The organism is bacterium (assembly GCA_035419245.1).
Lineage (GTDB): Bacteria > Zhuqueibacterota > Zhuqueibacteria > Residuimicrobiales > Residuimicrobiaceae > JAKPUX01.
On the sequence record DAOLSP010000002.1, the window covers coordinates 327,333 to 346,057 of the forward strand.

The 18,725-nt window shown below is 57.5% G+C and carries 8 protein-coding genes; all 8 read left to right on the forward strand.

Translation table 11 applies throughout. From position 1 onward, the window contains the following. Window positions 1-85: 85 nt before the first annotated feature. The 8 genes from PLH32_05210 to PLH32_05245 all read left to right on the forward strand — a co-directional run bounded on the left by PLH32_05210 (window position 86) and on the right by PLH32_05245 (window position 18,557). Complete coding sequence (locus tag PLH32_05210) at window positions 86-2,101, forward strand: glycoside hydrolase family 9 protein (protein ID HQJ63994.1); 2,016 nt, start codon at window positions 86-88, stop codon at window positions 2,099-2,101. 196 nt (window positions 2,102-2,297) lie between these two features. Then, complete coding sequence (locus PLH32_05215) at window positions 2,298-4,541, forward strand: glycoside hydrolase family 3 N-terminal domain-containing protein (protein ID HQJ63995.1); 2,244 nt, start codon at window positions 2,298-2,300, stop codon at window positions 4,539-4,541. 254 nt (window positions 4,542-4,795) lie between these two features. Next, window positions 4,796-6,622 (forward strand): family 16 glycosylhydrolase, encoded by a 1,827-nt coding sequence (locus PLH32_05220; protein ID HQJ63996.1) that lies wholly within the window; start codon window positions 4,796-4,798, stop codon window positions 6,620-6,622. A gap of 171 nt (window positions 6,623-6,793) precedes the next feature. Then, window positions 6,794-9,328, forward strand: coding sequence for a T9SS type A sorting domain-containing protein (locus PLH32_05225; GenBank protein ID HQJ63997.1), 2,535 nt, complete (start codon window positions 6,794-6,796; stop codon window positions 9,326-9,328). A 247-nt stretch (window positions 9,329-9,575) separates the two neighbouring features. Next, window positions 9,576-12,272 carry a TonB-dependent receptor gene (locus PLH32_05230; protein ID HQJ63998.1) on the forward strand — a complete coding sequence of 899 codons (2,697 nt, stop codon included), beginning with the start codon at window positions 9,576-9,578 and terminating at the stop codon, window positions 12,270-12,272. 51 nt (window positions 12,273-12,323) lie between these two features. Further along, window positions 12,324-15,803 (forward strand): hypothetical protein, encoded by a 3,480-nt coding sequence (locus PLH32_05235; GenBank protein HQJ63999.1) that lies wholly within the window; start codon window positions 12,324-12,326, stop codon window positions 15,801-15,803. Between the two features lie 88 nt (window positions 15,804-15,891). Then, window positions 15,892-16,953, forward strand: coding sequence for a PorV/PorQ family protein (locus PLH32_05240; protein HQJ64000.1), 1,062 nt, complete (start codon window positions 15,892-15,894; stop codon window positions 16,951-16,953). 89 nt (window positions 16,954-17,042) lie between these two features. Next, the gene (locus PLH32_05245; GenBank protein ID HQJ64001.1) at window positions 17,043-18,557 is read left to right on the forward strand and encodes a hypothetical protein; all 1,515 of its coding nucleotides are present in this window, start codon (window positions 17,043-17,045) and stop codon (window positions 18,555-18,557) included. The last annotated feature ends 168 nt before the right edge of the window (window positions 18,558-18,725 follow it).

The following is an 18,725-nucleotide window of genomic DNA, read 5'->3' on the forward strand; positions in this document are numbered from 1 at the left end:
CAGCCGTCCACTTCAGAAAATCCCCTTGAAATTGCCGGAAATGTTCTTATTTTTAGTTTCAACATCTACAACAAAGGAGAACCCCATGCGCCTTTTTCTCTATGCCCTCTGTACCCTGCTCATCATCCAACTCAGCGCCGCCTGCGCCTTTGCCGCGGGCTTTATCGCCGTCGATCAGGCTGGTTTTCTGCCCGGTGATGTCAAGGTGGCCTACATCACCCAGCAGGCGGACAGTTTTTATGTCATCAAAAAGGGCACCCAGACGGTGATGCTCGCCGGGCGGGTAGAACTGCGCAAGCTCAAGGATCCCGCAACGGGCATGGATATTTATACCGCCGATTTCAGTGCCCTGAATCAGCCCGGCAGTTATCAGATCAGGGTGCCCGGTGTGGGGACTTCATATCCCTTCAGGGTGGGGGAGAGGGTCCATGAGGAGCTCTATACCAAGTCCCTCCGAGCCTTCTATTTCCAGCGCTGCGGCATGGAACTCAAGGTCGCCATCGCGCTGCAGTACAACCATCCCGCTTGTCACCTTCAGGATGGCTATTACCATGCCAGCACCGGCCAGAGCGGCCAGGCGCCTAGCACGGGGGGATGGCATGATGCGGGTGATTATGGCAAGTATATCGTCAACGGCGGGATCAGCGCCGGTACTCTGCTGATGGCCTTCGAGACCTTTCCAGTGAGCTGCGCTGCCGACACCTTGAAAATCCCCGAGAGCGGCAATGGTGTGCCCGATCTCCTCGACGAAGTGCGCTATGAACTGGCCTGGTTCCTCACCATGCAGGAGCCCGACGGCGGAGTACATCATAAATTAACCCGGGTTGACTTTGAGGCGATCATCATGCCGCAGAAGGACACCGCCAAGCGCTATTTCATGCCGGTCTCGAGTGCCGCGACCGCTAATTTCGCGGCCGTAATGGCTATGGCGGGCCGCATCTATCGCCCCTTCGATGCCGCGTTTGCAGACACCTGCCTGGTCCGGGCCGAGAAAGCCTGGCACTGGCTTGAGAGCCATCCCGATATTGTTCCGGTCGGTGGCTTTAAAAATCCCTCCGGCGTTTCCACCGGCGAGTACGGTGACGGCGACGACCGCGATGAGCGCCTTTGGGCTGCAGCCGAGCTCTGGCGTACCAGCCGCAAGGTCGCCTGCCACCGCTGGTATCTCGATCATTATGCGGGACTGAATCTATTCACCGCTGAGATGGGATGGGGCTCTCTGGCGCCGCTGGCGCATCTCAGCTACCTGGCTGACACCAGCGCGCTCGCGGATCAGCAGGTGCAGGGCAAACTGCGCGACGCTCTCAACAGGTATGCCGACGGCATGCTGCAGCAGGAAGCCGGCAGCGGCTTCCGCTACCTCCTCAAGCCCGGTGAATTCAACTGGGGCTCCAATTCGCGTGCGCTCAACCGCGCCATACTGCTGGCCCTGGCGGCTGAATTCGGCGGCCGGTCAAGATTTCGCGCGGCGGTTCTCGATCAGCTCCATTACATGCTCGGTGCCAATCCCCATAATGTCTCCTATATCACCGGAATCGGCACCGCCAGTATGAAAAATCCGCATCACCGGCCCTCCTGGTCCGACAATGTCCCCGCCCCTGTTCCCGGCCTCCTCGCGGGCGGCGCCAATCAATATCTGCAGGACGACGCCCTCAAGGCGACCTTCACCTCTTCCACACCGCCGGCGCTCTGCTGGATCGATGACGCCAACAGCTACGCCTCCAACGAGATCTGCATCAACTGGAACGCCCCGCTGGTCTTCCTGGCCGCATGGGCCTCTGCCGAATCCGGCGCCAGCGGAGTCGGCGCCCGGCCGGTACCTCCTGTCCGCAGCTTCCATCTCGGACAGAACTATCCCAACCCCTTCAACAGCACCACGGTGATCCCCTTCCGCCTTGAAGAGGAGGGCGAGGTAACCCTTCAGGTTTACAACATCTGCGGCGAGCTGGTCGACGAACAAGCGCTCGGCCATCTCGCCTCGGGCGAGCAGCGCCATCCCTGGCATGCGCGCGGCCCCAGCGGCCTCTACTATTACCGCATCAAAATCCGTTCCGCCGGAACGCTTCTCACCCTGGCCGGAAAAATGGCGGTGGTGCGATGAGGGGGGCCCCGGGTCTGCGGCGTGCTGTTGCTCCTGCTGCTGGCTGGCGCCGCCTCTTCGAGTGAGGCCGCAAGTCCGGCCGCGGGATCGTTTGCGCTTAAAAAAGTTGTGACGGGGATCAATATTTATGCAATTTCCGGATTTTATCCGTATATTATTTAAATGACACATCGGAATACCTTCAAGGATAACGATCATGAGAGGAGTTCGTCTTTTATTCTGGACCGCCACAGCGGTGCTGTTCATGGCCCTGCGGAGCCTGGCCCAACCCGCTATCGCGGTCCGCGTCGAAAACCTGATGGACCAGATGACGCTGGAGGAAAAGGTCGGGCAGATGACCCAGTTCACCCTCGAAACCGTCTGTGTGATGGACCAAAATGGCATCCGAGAACCTTTGACACTGGACCAGAAAAAGCTGCGCGAGGTCATTCTGGATCATGGTGTTGGGGCGTTATTCAATGTCGGCACCCATGCTCATACAGTCGAACGCTGGAACGAGATCATCAGTGAAATCCAGAATATCGCACGTGAAGGCCGGCTCAAGATCCCGGTCCTTTACGGGATCGATGCCATTCATGGCGCCACCTATACCCGGGGCGCTACGCTTTTCCCCCAATCGATCGCGATGGCCGCGACCTGGAATCCGGAGCTGGTGCGCAAGAGCAGCGAGATCACGGCAGTCGAGGTTCGCGCTTCGGGGATCCCCTGGAATTTCAATCCCGTCCTCGATTCCGGCCGGCAACCGCTTTGGCCGCGTCTGTGGGAAACCTTCGGCGAAGATGCCTACCTGACTTCAGCTCTGGGCTCGGCGTATATCCTCGGCCAGGAGGGAGAGCCCAACAATATCGCCGCGCCGAATAAGGTGGCGGCCTGCATGAAACATTTCATCGGCTACGGTGCGCCCCTCTCGGGTAAGGATCGCACCCCCGCCTGGATTCCCGATCACTATCTGCGTCAATACATCCTCCCGCCGTACAAGGCGGCCATCGCCGCCGGAGTCCACACCGTGATGATCAACTCCGCCGACGTCAACGGCGTGCCGGTTCATGTCAGCCATTACCTTCTCACCGATCTGCTGCGCGGCGAGCTGGGATTCACAGGCGTGATCGATAGCGACTATGGCGATATCAGCAAACTCTACCAGACTCATCATGTCGCCGCCGACAACAAGGAGGCGGTGCAGATGGCCGTGATGGCGGGCATCGATATGTGCATGGTTCCAGGTGATTACAGCTTCACCCGGGATTTGATCGAGCTGGTGAAGGAGGGCAAGGTGCCGATGAGCCGGATCGACGAGGCTTGCGGCCGCATCCTCACGCTTAAATATCAGCTCGGGCTTTTCGACAATCCCTATCCCAACAAATCGCTCAGGGCGCATTTTGCGACGCCGGAAGCCGCGGTGGTCAATTTGCAGGCTGCTCAGGAGGCCATGACCCTGCTCAAGAACGATGGCGATTTGCTGCCGCTGCGGAAATCAGCCCGGGTGCTGGTGACCGGGCCTTCCGCCAACCGCCTCTCGGTTCTCAATGGCGGCTGGACCTATACCTGGCAGGGTGACCGTGAGGATCTGCTCCCCAAGGACAAGCTCTCCATTCTCAAGGCGATCGTCGCCAAGATCGGAGCCAACAACGTCAATTTTCTGCCGGGTAGCGCTTATGCGACCGCTGTGGACATCCCGGCCGCGGTTAAAGCGGCGAAAAAGGCAGATGTGGTTATCGCCTGCCTCGGTGAGGAGGCTTACTGTGAAACGCCGGGCAATATCGTCGACCTCACCCTGCCGGATGCCCAGCTGGATCTGGTCAATGCGCTGGTGAAGACTGGCAAGCCGGTCGTGCTGGTGCTGGCCGAAGGGCGGCCGCGCATCATCCGCCCGGTCGTGGAGGGTGTGAAGGCCATCCTGCTCGCCTGGCTGCCCGGCATGGAGGGAGGGCGCGCAGTCGCGGATGTGCTCTTCGGCGATGCCAATCCCAGCGGCAAGCTGCCGGTCACCTATCCCCGCTATCCCAACGATTTGGTGCTTTATGACCATCTCTGGACGGAGAACACCGGCGGCACCAATACCTACAATCCCCAATGGCCCTTCGGGTATGGACTGAGCTATACCACTTTTGCGTACAGCAACCTGGCCCTTGACAAAACAAGCCTGGGCAAGGGCGAGGTGGTCACCGTCAGCGTCAGCGTGACCAACACCGGCAAGATCGCCGGCAAGGAGACCGTCCAGCTCTACCTCAGCGATCTGGTGGCTTCGCTGGCGCCGCCCAACAAGCGTCTGAAAGGATTCCGCAAGATCGAACTGGCGCCCGGCGAGAGCAAGACGATCACCTTCACCCTGAGCGCGGACGAGATGAGTTTCATCGGCCTTGACGGCAAACCCGTGCTGGAACCGGGGGATTTCAAGGTTACCATCGCCGGACTGTCACAAACTTTCTCACTCCATTGAAAGAGCGGCAGCAGGGCCGCCGCCTTGGGAACCTTTTTAAAACCCCGTTTGCAGGCGGGCAGGGTGTGACATGACTTCTGCCCGCTTTTTTTCTGTCGGCCCCAGCAAAACGCTGCAGCCGCGCCAGCGATGATTTTTTTCTTTACAAATATAAAAAAATATATTAATTTACTTCCTTGAAGCCCGGCGGCGGGAAGGGCTTCCATTCCAGTACTCCTGTGCCCAGAATAGTGTGGTGATTTTGAGGAGAACGCATGGGTCCATTGCGCTACGCCGTGGTGCTCTTTCTGATGTTGACATCCAGCGTTTTTGCCGCAAGCTATTGGGGAGCGGAGTACCGCACCCTCGAGGGATTTGTCTATGGCCGATTCGAAGCCTCTTTCAAACCACCCCGGGGCAATGGTGTCCTCGCCTCCTTTTTCACCTACCATGATATCACCGATTCCACCGCCTGGAACGAGATCGATTATGAAATCCTCGGACGTTACACCGACGACATCCAGGTGACGACGATTGGCCCGGGACAAAAATGGCGCAACAGCCATCATGCTGTTGATTTCGTCCCCCAGGATGGCTTTCATACCTATGCTTTCGAATGGACCCCCGATTACATCGCCTGGTTCATCGATGACCGCGAAATTTACCGCCAAGACCAGTTCCATATCCCGCAGTTCGTCTTCCCGCAAAAGATCATGATGAACCTGTGGAGTTCCGAATCGGCTGGCTGGGTCGGCTCCTGGGATGACCGGATTTTGCCCCTCTTCGCGTATTACGACTGGGTCAGCTACGCAAGCTATACCCCGGGCACCGGCAACACCGGCACCGGCAACAATTTCACTCGGCTATGGAATGACGATTTCGAGCGCTGGGATTCGACGCGATGGACGATGGGCACACATTCTTTCAATGGCAACCGGGTAACCTTTCGGAAGGAAAATGTGGTGTTCCGCGATGGCTGCATGGTCCTGTGCATGACCAAAGGCACCGACCTCGGTTTTACCGATAAAACGCCTCCTAGTGTGCTTTGGGCCCGCGCCGATCAGGATACCGTCACGGTCCGCTTCTCCGAGGCCATCGATCCGGCCACCGCTACCAAAGCCAACTTCGCCATCTCCGGAATTACCATCCTCAACGCCGCTTTGCAGTCCGATCAGCAAACCGTAAAACTAGCGGTCTCTGAGCTCGATACCAGCAAGCGCAACAATGTGGTGGTGATGAACATCAAGGACACGTTCTCTCCACCCAACAAACTCAGCGCCCAGCTGCAGCAAATCCTCATTCGTAAACCACTGGCGCTGCCGGTAAAAATCAATGTCGGTGGCAAAGCCTGGCGCGACTATCTGCCCGATCAGGAGTGGGGCCCGGAGGTAGATTACGGCTACCAGGACGGGGCGCCGCGCGACCGCAGCAAACCCGTTGTCGGAGTTGATGTGCTCAACACCGAAGAGGACACCCTTTATCATTCCGAAATGCATGAGTTGGTCGCGTACAAGGTGCGGCTGCCGCGTGGATCCTACAGGGTGACCCTTAAAATGGCGGAGATGAGTTTTACGGAGCCGGGAAACCGCGTCTATAACATCTACGTCGAAGGCCGCCAAGTGGCGGACCACCTCGATCTCGTGGCCCATCCCGGGCCGAAAACGGCCCTCGAACTGACCGCCGATCCGGTAGCGGCGAACGACGGCATCCTCGACATCCGTTTCGAATATCTCTGGGGATATGAACTCAGCGGCTGGGGTTCGTTGCTCAACGGATTGGAGATCGAGCCGGCTGTTTCGGGTGTGCAGAGCGGCGCCGTACGCCGGCCGGAATCTCCTGCCCTGGTGCACAACTATCCCAATCCCTTCAATACCGCCACGACGATCACCTACGAGATCCCCCGTGAAGGCCGGGCGCGGCTGCGCGTCTATGACCAGCTCGGCCGGGAGGTCGCCGAATTGGCGGATGGACCGGTGAGTGCCGGGCGCCATTCCCTCACCTGGTCGCCGGAACTGCCAAGCGGCCTTTATCTCGTGGATCTTGAACACAGCAGCGGTGCCTGTTCGGAACGCGTTCTCCACAAGATTGTCCTTTTACGGTGAATCTTCAGGGATCCAATCAACCCCGTCGCCATCATGCTGAAAGGAGGTGGGCAAGCAGGCTACATGAAGGGCTTTTAACACGCACGCAGGATCCCTGTCTTCATCCGGTCTCCCTGCGCGGCGGCATGTACCTTTAACCTGTTTTATCAATCCCAAATGGAGGAAGAAGCAATGAAGAAAGTGCTATTGGTCATGGTCTTCGCCCTGCTGCCGGTCCTGGCATTCGGGCAGATGATCTTCAATTTTGATTCCGCACCGGCGGATACCAATTTCTGGAACTGGAAAAGCAACCACGGCGGCCAGCACTATGAGGTCAATACCAACGCCTCGATCGAGCACGGCTGGGTTAAATTCTCCTATGTGACGGATCCCAAGCAGGAAGGGGCCGGCTCGATGCTGTACGAATACAGCGCCCACAACAAGGAAAGCTGGGGCGGCTACTCCAAGATTGAGCATTTCAACCCGGATACCAACGCCGTCTGGGATTGGACCAAATATGATTCGATCGGCTTCTGGTACAACATCAAGACCAAGCAGTCCCTCCCCGGCCGCGCCCATCTGCGCTTCGAGCTCTATGAAGTCAGCGACGCCGCTAATGGCAATGCCACCTATAGCGCCAGCCAGACTGAATTCTACTACAGCTTTGAATACATCCTCGATAATGACCCGGGTTGGACCTGGTTCAAGCTGCCGCTGCTAGATGGCCGCAATGAGGATCTGATGGACGAATGGAATGGCGGAGCCTTCAACCGTACCGGTTGGGCCGGCATCTCCGGAAACGATAAACTCAATACCAACAAAATCAAGGGCTTTGGCTTTGAGATCTCGATCAGCGGCGCCGGCGAAGGCGATTTTTCCACCGGCGCGTTCTATCTCGATGATTTGAGCCTGATTCACCTGGCGAAGAAGCCGATTGTCTTCTTCAACGGTCGTGAAGCCGCCGGTTTCATGGCGGGGCCCTGGACCTGGGGACAGTCCAGCTGCATCTATGACGAGGGCGCTGGCGTGGTTGCCAAGACCAACGCCATAAAATGGACCCAGGGCAACGAATGGAATAACGGCTGGTCCGGCATGGGCTGGAATCTCTCGCCGGCGGTTGACATGTCCACCATCTGGGATTCCGATTCTCTCTCCTTCTATTGCAAGACCGATGAAGGTGTTGGCCCGATCCGCTTCCAGTTCGAAGACGGCACCGCCAAGGTCGGCTCGGTCTTCACCCCGATCTCCGATGGCCAGTGGCACCGTTATGCCCTGAAACTGAGCGAATTTGTCCCCGAGGACGGGACCTCCGGTTTCAAGACTGAAGCGGTCTCCGTACTTGGCATTATGGCGGAAGGCTCGGCCATCGCCGGCAAGCAGGTCTGGTTCTCCAATGTCTGGACCGGCACTCCGGTGATCGACGTGGTCGCTCCGAACGCCCCGGCAGGCGTTTCCGCCGTGCCGCAGGATGGTTACAACCTGGTAATCTGGGAGGATGTCCCCGGTGAGGAGGGCGAGGTTTACAACGTCTATGCCAGCACCAAGCCCATCACCGATGTCACCGCCCCCGGCGTCTTTTTGATCGCCGCCAAGGTAGCGGAAGGCACCCAGACTTTCGCCCACTACATTTATACCCCCCTGGTCGACAAGACCAAGGACTATTATTACGCCGTGATCTGCAAGGACGCCTCAAGCAACGAGAGCCCGGCTGGCCTCAGCGGCGCCATTTCCAACGTCGCTAAGGGCATCGCTACAATTTCGCTGAACCCCCCGGCCAATTTCGTCGCTGACGGTGACATGAGCGAGTGGATCGCCTCGGGGATCAAGCCTTTTACCCTGAAACCGTCGACTTCGAACATCGCTTATGGTGATTTCTCGAGCGATGACGACCTGACCGTGAACGCCTATATAGCTATCGACGATAATGCCCTCTACCTGGGCATGGATGTCGTGGATGATGTCTATATGTATGCGGACGGCGGCAACTGGTACGAGGATGATGCGATCGAGCTCTACATCGGCCTCTACAACCAGACAGCGGTTCACACGGTCTTCAAACGCGGCGCCGAGCCCGATTACAGCTTTTATTTCATCACCTCCGGTCTAATGTGGGGCAACGGCAGCGGCGGCGATTTCGCCCTCTATCCGAATTCGACCCCGACCAACTATGCCTTTGTTCCCTTTGGCGCAGCGGATTATGCCTGCGAAGTCAAGATCCCGCTCGATTCGCTGGTGACCCACGGCGGCGTCAACGACACCCGCTTCCACCCGGTCAACGGGATGCGCATCCCGATCGAGATCATGTTCCATGATTCGGATGTGGCCAATGCCCGCGCCGGCGTCCTCTCCTTCTCCACCAACAACAGGGACAACGCCTGGACCAGCCCGCAGTATTGGGCTTTCACCTGGATCGGCGACCAGGAAGAGATGGTGGGCGTGGAAACCAAGGATGTGACTACGGTCGAGAGTTACACCCTCTCACAGAATTATCCCAATCCCTTCAACCCGACCACCACGATCAGCTACACCCTGCCCAAAGCGGAAAAGGTGACGATCGAGGTTTTCAACATGATCGGCCAAAAGGTGGCTACACTGGTCAATGCCAATCAGACCGCCGGTATTCACACCGTCGATTTCGATGGCGCCAACCTGACCTCGGGCGTCTATTTCTATCGCCTGCAGGCTGGAACCTTCAGCTCCATGCGCAAGATGGTGCTGATGAAGTAAGCAGGTTCAGGGCCGCCGTGGATCGACCGATCCGCGGCGGCCTCTTTTTTGCCATCGAGTCTGACCAGTGCGGCTTGGGCTTCCACGTCCGGAACGCTGTGCGCGCTCCCTTTGCACCCGGTGGAGGGAGGGCGCAAAGTGTTTCGAGACAAGATGGAAATCTGCCGGCACGTTCAAGCCCCGATGTCCGCTTGAAATGCTGTGAGCAGTACCAACGTAAACAGCAGTACAACAAAAGGAAAGAGGCATGCGAAAGATGAAACGGAACCTCGGTTGGCTCCTGCTTTTACTTGTGGTGCCCGGACTCCTCCTGGCACAAACCACAGGCAAGATTTCCGGCAAGGTCATGGACGCCAAGACTGGCCAGCCCCTGCCGGGCGCAAACATCATCGTCGAAGGGACCAGCTCCGGTGCCGTCGCTGATCTCAACGGTGATTTCTTCATCCTCAACGTGGCGCCGGGTACCTATACCCTGCGCGCCCAGATGATGGGATACGAAACCGTGCGTATGCAAAATGTCCTCGTCTCGGTCAACCGCACCACTGAGAGCAAAATCCGCATGAAGGAGACGGTGCTCGAGGGAGAGGTCGTGGTCGTCCAGGCCGAGAAGGTCGCCATGAAAAAAGACCAGACCAGCACGGTGCGTAACGTGTCGTCGCAGCAGATCGCTGCCCTCCCGGTCGAAAACATGGGGGCGGTGGTCTCGATGCAGGCCGGCGTCGTCAACGGCCATTTCCGCGGCGGCCGCAGCAACGAAGTCACCTACCTGGTGGACGGCATGCAAGTCACGGAGGCTTTTGGCGGCAGCGGCCGTAACGTGGAGTTGGAGACCGAAGCAATTCAGGACCTCGAGGTCATCACCGGGACCTTCAATGCCGAATACGGACGAGCCATGAGCGGCATCGTCAATGCCGTCACCAAGTCGGGCGGCCAGCACTACAGCGGCTCGATTGCCGAGGACCTCGGTAACTACTATACCAACCACAAGAGTATTTTTATCGGCCTCAAGGATGAGGATGTCCTGCGCAATCAGGACTTTAAATTCCAGCTCAGCGGCCCGGTCCTGCCGGGATGGAAATCCGGCCCGACCTTCTTCGTCAACGGCCGCTACCAGGACAACAAAAACCACCTCAACGGCGTGCGCCGTTTCAATCCCTGGGACCTGAGCAACTTCATACCAATCGATCCGATGATGTGGTATTCCGAACACACCGGCGACAGCTCCTATGTGCCGATGAACAAGAGCCTCAACAAATCGCTCATGGGCAAACTCGCCTTCGACATGATCAAGAACATCCGCATGTCGCTGCTGTATACCCGCAACGACGACGAATGGCACGGCTATTCGCATATCTGGAAATATAATCCCGATGGCCGCGCCACCTCATACCGCACCTCGGACCTTTTCTCGTTCGAATTCAACCACATGATCAGCAAAAAGTTTTTCTATGAGGTCAAACTCTCCTATCTCGATAACTTTAACGGCTACTATCTCTATCGCAATCCCACCGATTCACGCTACCTCCACGATAAATATCTGACCAGCGACGGCCCCGGTTTCTATACCGGCGGCCAGGACAAGAGCCACTCCCTGCGCTGGCTCAAGGATACCAACGCCAAACTGGATGTGACCTGGCAGGCCACCAAGAACCACAGCCTCAAGAGCGGCATCCTCTACACCCTGCACGACCTCGATCAGCAGTCCCGCACGATCCGCAACAAATACTATGGCACCGACCTGGAAAATGAACTGTACGAGCCGGTCGTTTACTCCGATTCCTCGGTCTATTCCGACATCTACAAGGTCAAGCCGAAAGAACTTTCTGCTTACATCCAGGACAAGATCGAGTACGACGAGATGGTGATCAATTTTGGCTTGCGCTATGACTATTTCGATCCGAATACGGTCTATCCCTCGGACTTACGCAATCCGGCCAACCAGCTGGTCTTCGCCGACAGCTTGAACCGCAAGACCACCTATCCCAAGGCGGATGCCAAAGTGCAGATCAGCCCGCGCCTCGGCCTTTCCTACCAGCTCAGCAATGCCGCGCTGCTCCATTTCAGCTATGGTCACTTTTTCCAGATGCCGCCCCTTTATGCCCTCTATGATAACCACTCGCTGCAGGTTTCGCCGACCGATTACTCGACGACCATGGGCAATCCCCAGATCAAGGCGCAGCGCACCGTCCAATACGAGATCGGCCTCTGGCAGGAGCTGATCAAGGGGATGGGGCTGGAAGTGGCTCTCTTTTACCGCGACATCTACGATCTTCTCAGCGCCAAGGTGATCACCACATACGATCAGATCGAATACGGCCTCTACAGCAACAAGGATTATGGCAATGCCAAGGGTCTGGAGGTCAAGTACGATTTCGTCTCGGGCAGTTTTTCGGCCTACGCTAACTATACTCTGCAGTACTCCCGCGGCAATGCCGACAACCCGACGACCACCTTCACCCGCGCCGGAAGCAGCATGGATCCGATCAGCCGACTGATCCCGATGAGCTGGGACCAGCGCCATACCCTGAATGTGACCCTCGGCTACAATACGATGAAATACGGCACGACGATGACCGCCTATTATAACTCGGGCGCCACTTATACCTGGTCACCGCTGGACGAGAGCCAGCTGGCCAAGGTCAACCTCTATCCCAACAACGCCAAGATGCCCAGCACCTACAGTGTGGACATGAGCGCCTATTACGATATCAAGCTCATCAAGCAGCTCAAGACGCGGATCACCATGAATATCTATAATCTCTTTGACACGCTCAACGAATGGGGCGTCAACGGCAACACCGGCCGGGCCTATACCGCCATCGTCCGCGACTCGGACCTGGCCAATCACCGCAGTAATTTCAACACCTACTACGACCGGATCCACAATCCGTCGATGTATGCCACGCCGCGGATGATCAAGCTGGGCATGGGCATCATGTTCTGAAGCGTTTCCGGAGCAGCAGTCAAGACGGATCCCTAAGAAAAGGAACCTTGCATGAAAAAATCACTCCTGTATATGGCGTTCATCCTGCTCACGACTCTTTCGCTGGTTCAGGCGCAAGGCCAGCTGTACGACGGGCCCGAGGACGAGGCGGGCGATATCACCGCCCGCCGTGAAGGGTACATGAGCGGCAACCGTGTTTTCGAGTATTTTCAGAACACCACCGAGTTGGGCAAGTGGGTGAGTGGCGCCACCGGCGGCCTTTGGTCCAAATGGCCCAATAATGACCAGGGCACTCGTATGACCGACGGCATCGGCCTGCTGATCGGCGCCAAGGTCTATGTGGACAATAATTCTGTGCCGGTGACCGATACACTGCAGATCCGCTCGCGCACGGATGTGCACGACCTCTATTTCCTGCAGACCAGCTACCGCGAGGAGATGGATACCGATCCCACCGGTACCGTGGAATGGGGCTTCTACCCCTGCTTCGGCTATTTCAATCCCGCTAGCGACTATCCAGCCTTGAGCAACAAGCCGGGATCCTGGCCTACTGCTGGCTGGCCCGCCAAGGGGCGCAGCCTCAAATGGCCCGGTGAATGGGACGGCCGCTTCGGCCGCGGCGTCATTTATGCCCAGCAGGAGACCTATTTTGTCGTCAACGACGCCCAGGATCAGGAATACCTCGGCCCCGAAGACAAGTACAAATATTACCCGCGGCCGGGCGTCAAGATCGGCTACCTTGACCCCTCCAAGGTGACCAAGCAGGTCGGCCTGCCCTGGGGCGGCATCGGCATCCGCGTTGAACAGCGCGGCTTCCAGTGGTCGAATCCCCAAAGCCGTGATTGCATCTTTTGGGAATACACGGTCGCCAACATCTCCGATTATGATCTGCCCTATATGGCCTTCGGCTACTGGGTCGATAACGGCATCGGTGGTGATAATGCCGACGACGAATACGGCTACTTCAACCGCAAGCTCGACCTGGCCTATTCCTGGGACAAGGACGGCCTGGGCGGCGGCGGCCTGCCAACCGGCACCATGGGCTTCGCTTACCTCGAGAGCCCCGGCCTGGCCTATGATGGCATCGATAACGATGACGACGGCTTGATCGATGAAAAGCGCGATAACGGCTATCCCGGCGACCCCACCAATGTGATGGTGGGACCAACTGATGGCATCGCGGACCTCAACAAGTTCCTCGAAACCTATTCATACACCCTTGATGAGCTGAAACCGCACTACGCTGCCGATGAGGACCAGGATTGGGAGGACGGTGAGGACCTCAACGGCAACGGGATCTATGAAATCAGCGAGTATGCGGGCGATGATGTCGGCCTCGATGGTGTCGGCCCCTCGGAACTCAATTATACCGGCCCGGACGCGGGCGAGTGCAACCACAGACCGGATTACGATGGCGCCAACGGCTGTGAACCCAACTTTGCTAAAACCGACGTCACCGAATCGGATATGGTCGGTTTGACCTCCTTCCAAATGTACCCGATCCCGTCCCACTCCTCCGAGGATCACTGGTTCCGCGGCGACAAGTCGATGTGGTACGTCATGAGCGCCGACACCCTGATCGAATACCTCGGCAAGGTCTCCAATCTCGTCGAGACCTTTGCTTCCGGACCCTTCCCTCTCTATCAGGGCCGCGTCGAGCGCATCTCCATGAGCGAATTGCACTCCTACGATCCGCTGACCGGTCTGACCGCCTCGGGCCACGATGCGCCGGCGCTTTTCGAACAGAAAAAGATCGTCCAGATCATCTACGAGCGCGACTATCGCTTCGCTTCCCCTCCCAAGATGCCGACCCTGACGGCGACCGCGAGCGACGGCAAGGTCATCCTGACCTGGGACAATATCGCCGACACCCGCACCAAGGACCCCTTCATCGGCAACAAGAACGATTTTGAGGGTTATAAGCTTTTCCGCGCCACCGACAAATATTTCGCCGACGCCCTGACCATCACCGACGGCTATGGCACGGCCAGTCTCTACGATCCGATCTTCGAGTGCGATCTCAAGGACAGCATTTCCGGCTTTACCAACTTTGGCATGGTAAACGGCATGGGCTACTATCTGGGAGGGGAAACCGGCATTGTCCACTTCTTTACCGATAATACCGTCCAGAACGGGCGCACCTACTATTATGCCCTGGTGGCCTATGATTACGGCGCCCCCGAGATCGAACCCGGCATCGCCCCCTCCGAAAACGAGATCGTCATCGAAAAGAACGAGGCCGAGGAGGTCACCGCCTACGGGAAAAATATCCAGATCGTCGTGCCGCGCACGACTGCTTCCGGCTATACCCCGGCACAGATTAAAATGGATACCACCGGCGTCCGCTTCGGCAGCGGTCGGATCGTCCCCAGCATCCTCGCCGAGGCGAGCCTCAAGGAGGGCCATGAGTATAAGCTCAAGTTCATGGTCGATACTTTATATACCGTCTCCGAATACGACCACGGCTTCACCTATCACAACAACGGCCTGGCGGTTTATGACATGACCGACCATAACACCCTGGTCTATTCGGAAACCCCGAAACATTACGCCTACAACAACCTCGTCTACAAGGACACCCTGGGCTACTGGATCTTTAACCAGAATGGACCTTTCAGCACGGACATCTTCGACGGAATCAATCTTACTCTGGCCAATATTCCGCTCAAGGCCAGCTACAATTACGAGAAATCGGGCTGGCTGACCGGCTCCGCCAATATCCGCATCACCCTGACCTCGGTCGAGACCGGTTATTTCCCGTGGGATTATGATATTGTCTTCACCGATAATCCCGCTGCTTACACCGGCCGGGTCCTCAACAAGACCACGATCCGCAACGAGGCCAACGCGCGCATCACGCCCAGCAGCCTGCTGCTGACGGGCCAGAATTTCAGCTTTTACGTCCTCAACAAGTCCTTCATGAATGCGGACGGCAGCTATGAAAAGATGGATCTGGTGGTGCAGGATCTCGACAAGGATGGTACGTTCAATATGCTCAAGGACCGCATCCTCGTCGGGCCGCTGAACAAAAAGGGGTGGTGGGCCGGCACGGCCTTCATCATCGACTTCAACAATGTTGCGGATCAGGCCAATCTGCCCAAACCCAACGATGTCTATCGCATGACCTTCACCCGGCCTTACATGGCAACCGACTCGGTGACTTTGAAGATCCTGCCGCAGGGTGAGGTGAACAAGGCGCAGATCAGCTACAACATGGCCAATATCAAGGTGGTGCCCAATCCCTATGTGGCCACCAATTCCATGGAACCCTCGGTGAGCAACTGGCAGCTCAACCAGCGCCGCCGTCTGATGTTCACCCACTTGCCGGCGCAGTGTACCATCAAGATCTTCACCATGAGTGGTGTCATGATCGATGAACTGGATGTGCAAAACGATGCCGCCAACGGCATGGCCCAGTGGGACCTGAAAACGAGTGAGGGGCTGGAAATCGCCGCGGGGGTGTATGTCTTCTACGTCAAGTCCGATCTGACGGGAGACACTTTCATGGGCAAGTTCGCGGTGGTCAAATAAGCGGCCGGGAGCCGGATCCCGGTTGCAGAACCCGGCTCCCGCAATCCCCTTGGGAGTTGAATACTCAAACGTTTACGAGGTACAAGACATGCATATCAAGAATTCAGGTCTCACTCTGCTCGTCGTGCTCCTCTGTTGTGCCGGAGCAGCCGTCGCGCAAAAGCCGTACCGCATCGGTACCACCGCGGCGAACTTTCTCGAGATCGGCTATGGCAGCGCCGGCGCCGCTATGGGCGACGCCTATGTCAGCGTCGCCCATGATCTCTCGTCCGCCTACTGGAATCCGGCCGGTCTCGCCTTCATGCCGCGCAGCGAAGCGCAGTTCTCCATCCAGCCCTGGCTGGTCAATATCAATACCACCTATGCCGGTGTAGGACTGGTCCTGCCGCGCGTCGGCACCCTGGCCCTGGCTATCAACCAGGTCGGCTATGGCGACATGAGCGTGACCACCATGGACTATCAGGAGGGGACGGGGGAGTTGTTCAATGCTTCCGACCTCGCGGTGAGCTTTTCCTATGCCCGTAGTCTGGCCCAATGGTTTTCGTTCGGTGCTTCGGCCAAATATATCACCTCTCAGATCTGGCATATGAACGCCAGCGCCATGGCCCTCGACCTCGGCGTGATGGTCAGCACCAACTTTTTCTCCTTCTCGGGTAAGCGCGAGGATGGCATGACCATCGGCATGAGCATCTCCAATTACGGCACTAAGATGAAGTTTGATGGAATGGATCTGACCTTTCCCATCGATATTCTCCCCGACCAGGCCGGCAACTATGCCAACACCGCCGGCCAGTTCAAGCTCGAGAGCTGGGAACTGCCGCTGATCTTTCGCGTCGGCATCGCCCTGCATCCGATCGCAACCGCCCAGAACCGTCTGACTCTGGCCGTGGACGCGCTGCATCCCAACAACAACGCCGAATCGATCAATGTGGGCGCGCAATATGCCTATACGCTGCCTTCCACCGGCACGCTCTACTTGCGCGGCGGCTACAAAGCCCTAGGACTGGCGGAGACTGAATTCGGCCCGACCGTCGGCGGTGGCATCTACCTGAGGATGATGGGCAATGTCGGAGTCAAATTCGACTATGCCTACCGCTCGGTCGGCGTCCTGGGATCAGCACATTGTTACAGCATGGGTGTTTCCTTCTGATCCGGCCTCAAGCGATCTTCCCCCTTTCATTCCCACCCGGCCCGGCCTCGGGCTAGGGTGGGAATGTTCATTTTCAAGGAACACATTTAATGGTAAACCATCATAGATACCCCTGGTCCGCCGTTGCGGCACTTGTGCTTATATTCTTCACCGCCTGCCATCGCGCCAAAGGCCCCGAAGAGACCATTCTCGCCCGCGTCGGCGACCGGACGATCTCGACGAATGAATTCATCATTCGCGCCGAGTACACCATCCGCCCGCCCTACTGCAAGGGTGACAACTATATCCAGCGTAAGATCGTCCTTAATTCCCTGATCGCCGAAAAGCTCTACGCCCTTGAAGCGGGCGAGAATAACGAACTCAGCAGCAACGAACAGTTCCAGCTTTACCTCCGGGGCCGCAAGGAACAGGCGATGCGCCAGTGGCTGTTTAACGAAGAATTCTATTCGAAGGTTGTCCTGGATACCATGGAACAGAAGACGCAGTACAAGCTGGCCGGAAGGACCTACAAACTCTCCTATTACTCGATGTCCGACAGCTCCATGGCGAGGCGGGTGCGCGAGAGCTTGCAGGAGGGCCGCAGTTTTGAGGAGGCCTTTGCACGCTACGGCGGGGCGATCGCCGCCATTCCAAAACGGGAAGTGAGCTATTCGGGGCCCGAACCGGATGCCTTCAAGGAGCACTTTTTTGCCAAACCGCTGCAGAAGGGCCAGGTGGTGGGGCCGTTCGAGGCGGAGAAAGGCCTGTATATGGTCGCCAGGGTCGACGGCTGGACCGATCGCCTGGTGATGGGCGATAAGGAGGTCCGGCAGCGCTGGCAGGATGTCACCGAGAAGCTGCGCAGCCAGCACGCCACCGCCGCCTATTCGGAGTGGGTCGGCGGGCTGATGCGCGGCAAGACCCTGCGCTTCGACGGCCAGACCTTCCCGCGGGTGGCTAAGGTCATGGCCGATTTCTATCTGAAGAGCGAGGCGGAGAAAAAACAGCTGCTCAACAAGCAGCTCTGGAACTCGGAAGATACCACCCGGACCCCGATACCGGTCGAATCGCTCGATGAAATCGCCGACCTGCCTTTCATGGTCCTGGACAAGCAGATCTGGACGGTTCGCGATTTGCAAAAACTGCTGCTCCGCCATCCCCTGGTCTTCCGCAACCGTCAGATCGCCCGCAGCGAGTTCGGCCTCGAGTTTCGCAATGCCCTCGCCGACCTGGTCCGGGACCTGGCGGTGACAGAGGCCGCCTACAAGAAAGGGTATGACCGTTCCCCCCTGGTGCAGCGCACCGTGCAGATGTGGCAGGACAACCTGCTCGCCACCTATCAGCGCAACCGCTACTTGCGCGAAAAGGGTAAGGAGGCCGATTTCTACAAGAGCTACCTCCCGGTCATCGAGAAGGAACTCAATCCGCATTTCGTGGAGTTGAGCAAAAAGTACGGCGACAGGATCGAGATCAATACCGATGCCTTTGAAAAAATAAAACTGACGCGGATTGATATGTTTGCCACCGAGCAAAATGTTCCCTTCCCGATCGTCTCGCCCAACTTTCCCTTGCTCACCACGCACAATCTGCTCGATTACGGGAAGAGGATGGCACCCCAGAAATAGGCTTGCATTTGCCTGAAAATTTATGTATTATAAAAGGTTTAGGACTTGAGAAAGTCAGGAACCTTTCCCGGCCTTTCGAGTAAAATCATGCATACAGGGGAATGTCTGTCAAGGCGGATGCAATCCGGGACCATCGCAGCCTCGGGCGAGTCGCCGCTATAATACTGC

Excerpts from the sequence above, each read along its gene's own strand:
- PLH32_05225 (HQJ63997.1), top strand. The coding sequence starts at position 6,794 with ATGAAGAAAGTGCTATTGGTCATGGTCTTCGCCCTGCTGCCGGTCCTG.
- PLH32_05245 (HQJ64001.1), top strand. The coding sequence starts at position 17,043 with ATGGTAAACCATCATAGATACCCCTGGTCCGCCGTTGCGGCACTTGTG.
- PLH32_05215 (HQJ63995.1), top strand. The coding sequence starts at position 2,298 with ATGAGAGGAGTTCGTCTTTTATTCTGGACCGCCACAGCGGTGCTGTTC.
- PLH32_05240 (HQJ64000.1), top strand. The coding sequence starts at position 15,892 with ATGCATATCAAGAATTCAGGTCTCACTCTGCTCGTCGTGCTCCTCTGT.
- PLH32_05230 (HQJ63998.1), top strand. The coding sequence starts at position 9,576 with ATGCGAAAGATGAAACGGAACCTCGGTTGGCTCCTGCTTTTACTTGTG.
- PLH32_05220 (HQJ63996.1), top strand. The coding sequence starts at position 4,796 with ATGGGTCCATTGCGCTACGCCGTGGTGCTCTTTCTGATGTTGACATCC.
- PLH32_05210 (HQJ63994.1), top strand. The coding sequence starts at position 86 with ATGCGCCTTTTTCTCTATGCCCTCTGTACCCTGCTCATCATCCAACTC.
- PLH32_05235 (HQJ63999.1), top strand. The coding sequence starts at position 12,324 with ATGAAAAAATCACTCCTGTATATGGCGTTCATCCTGCTCACGACTCTT.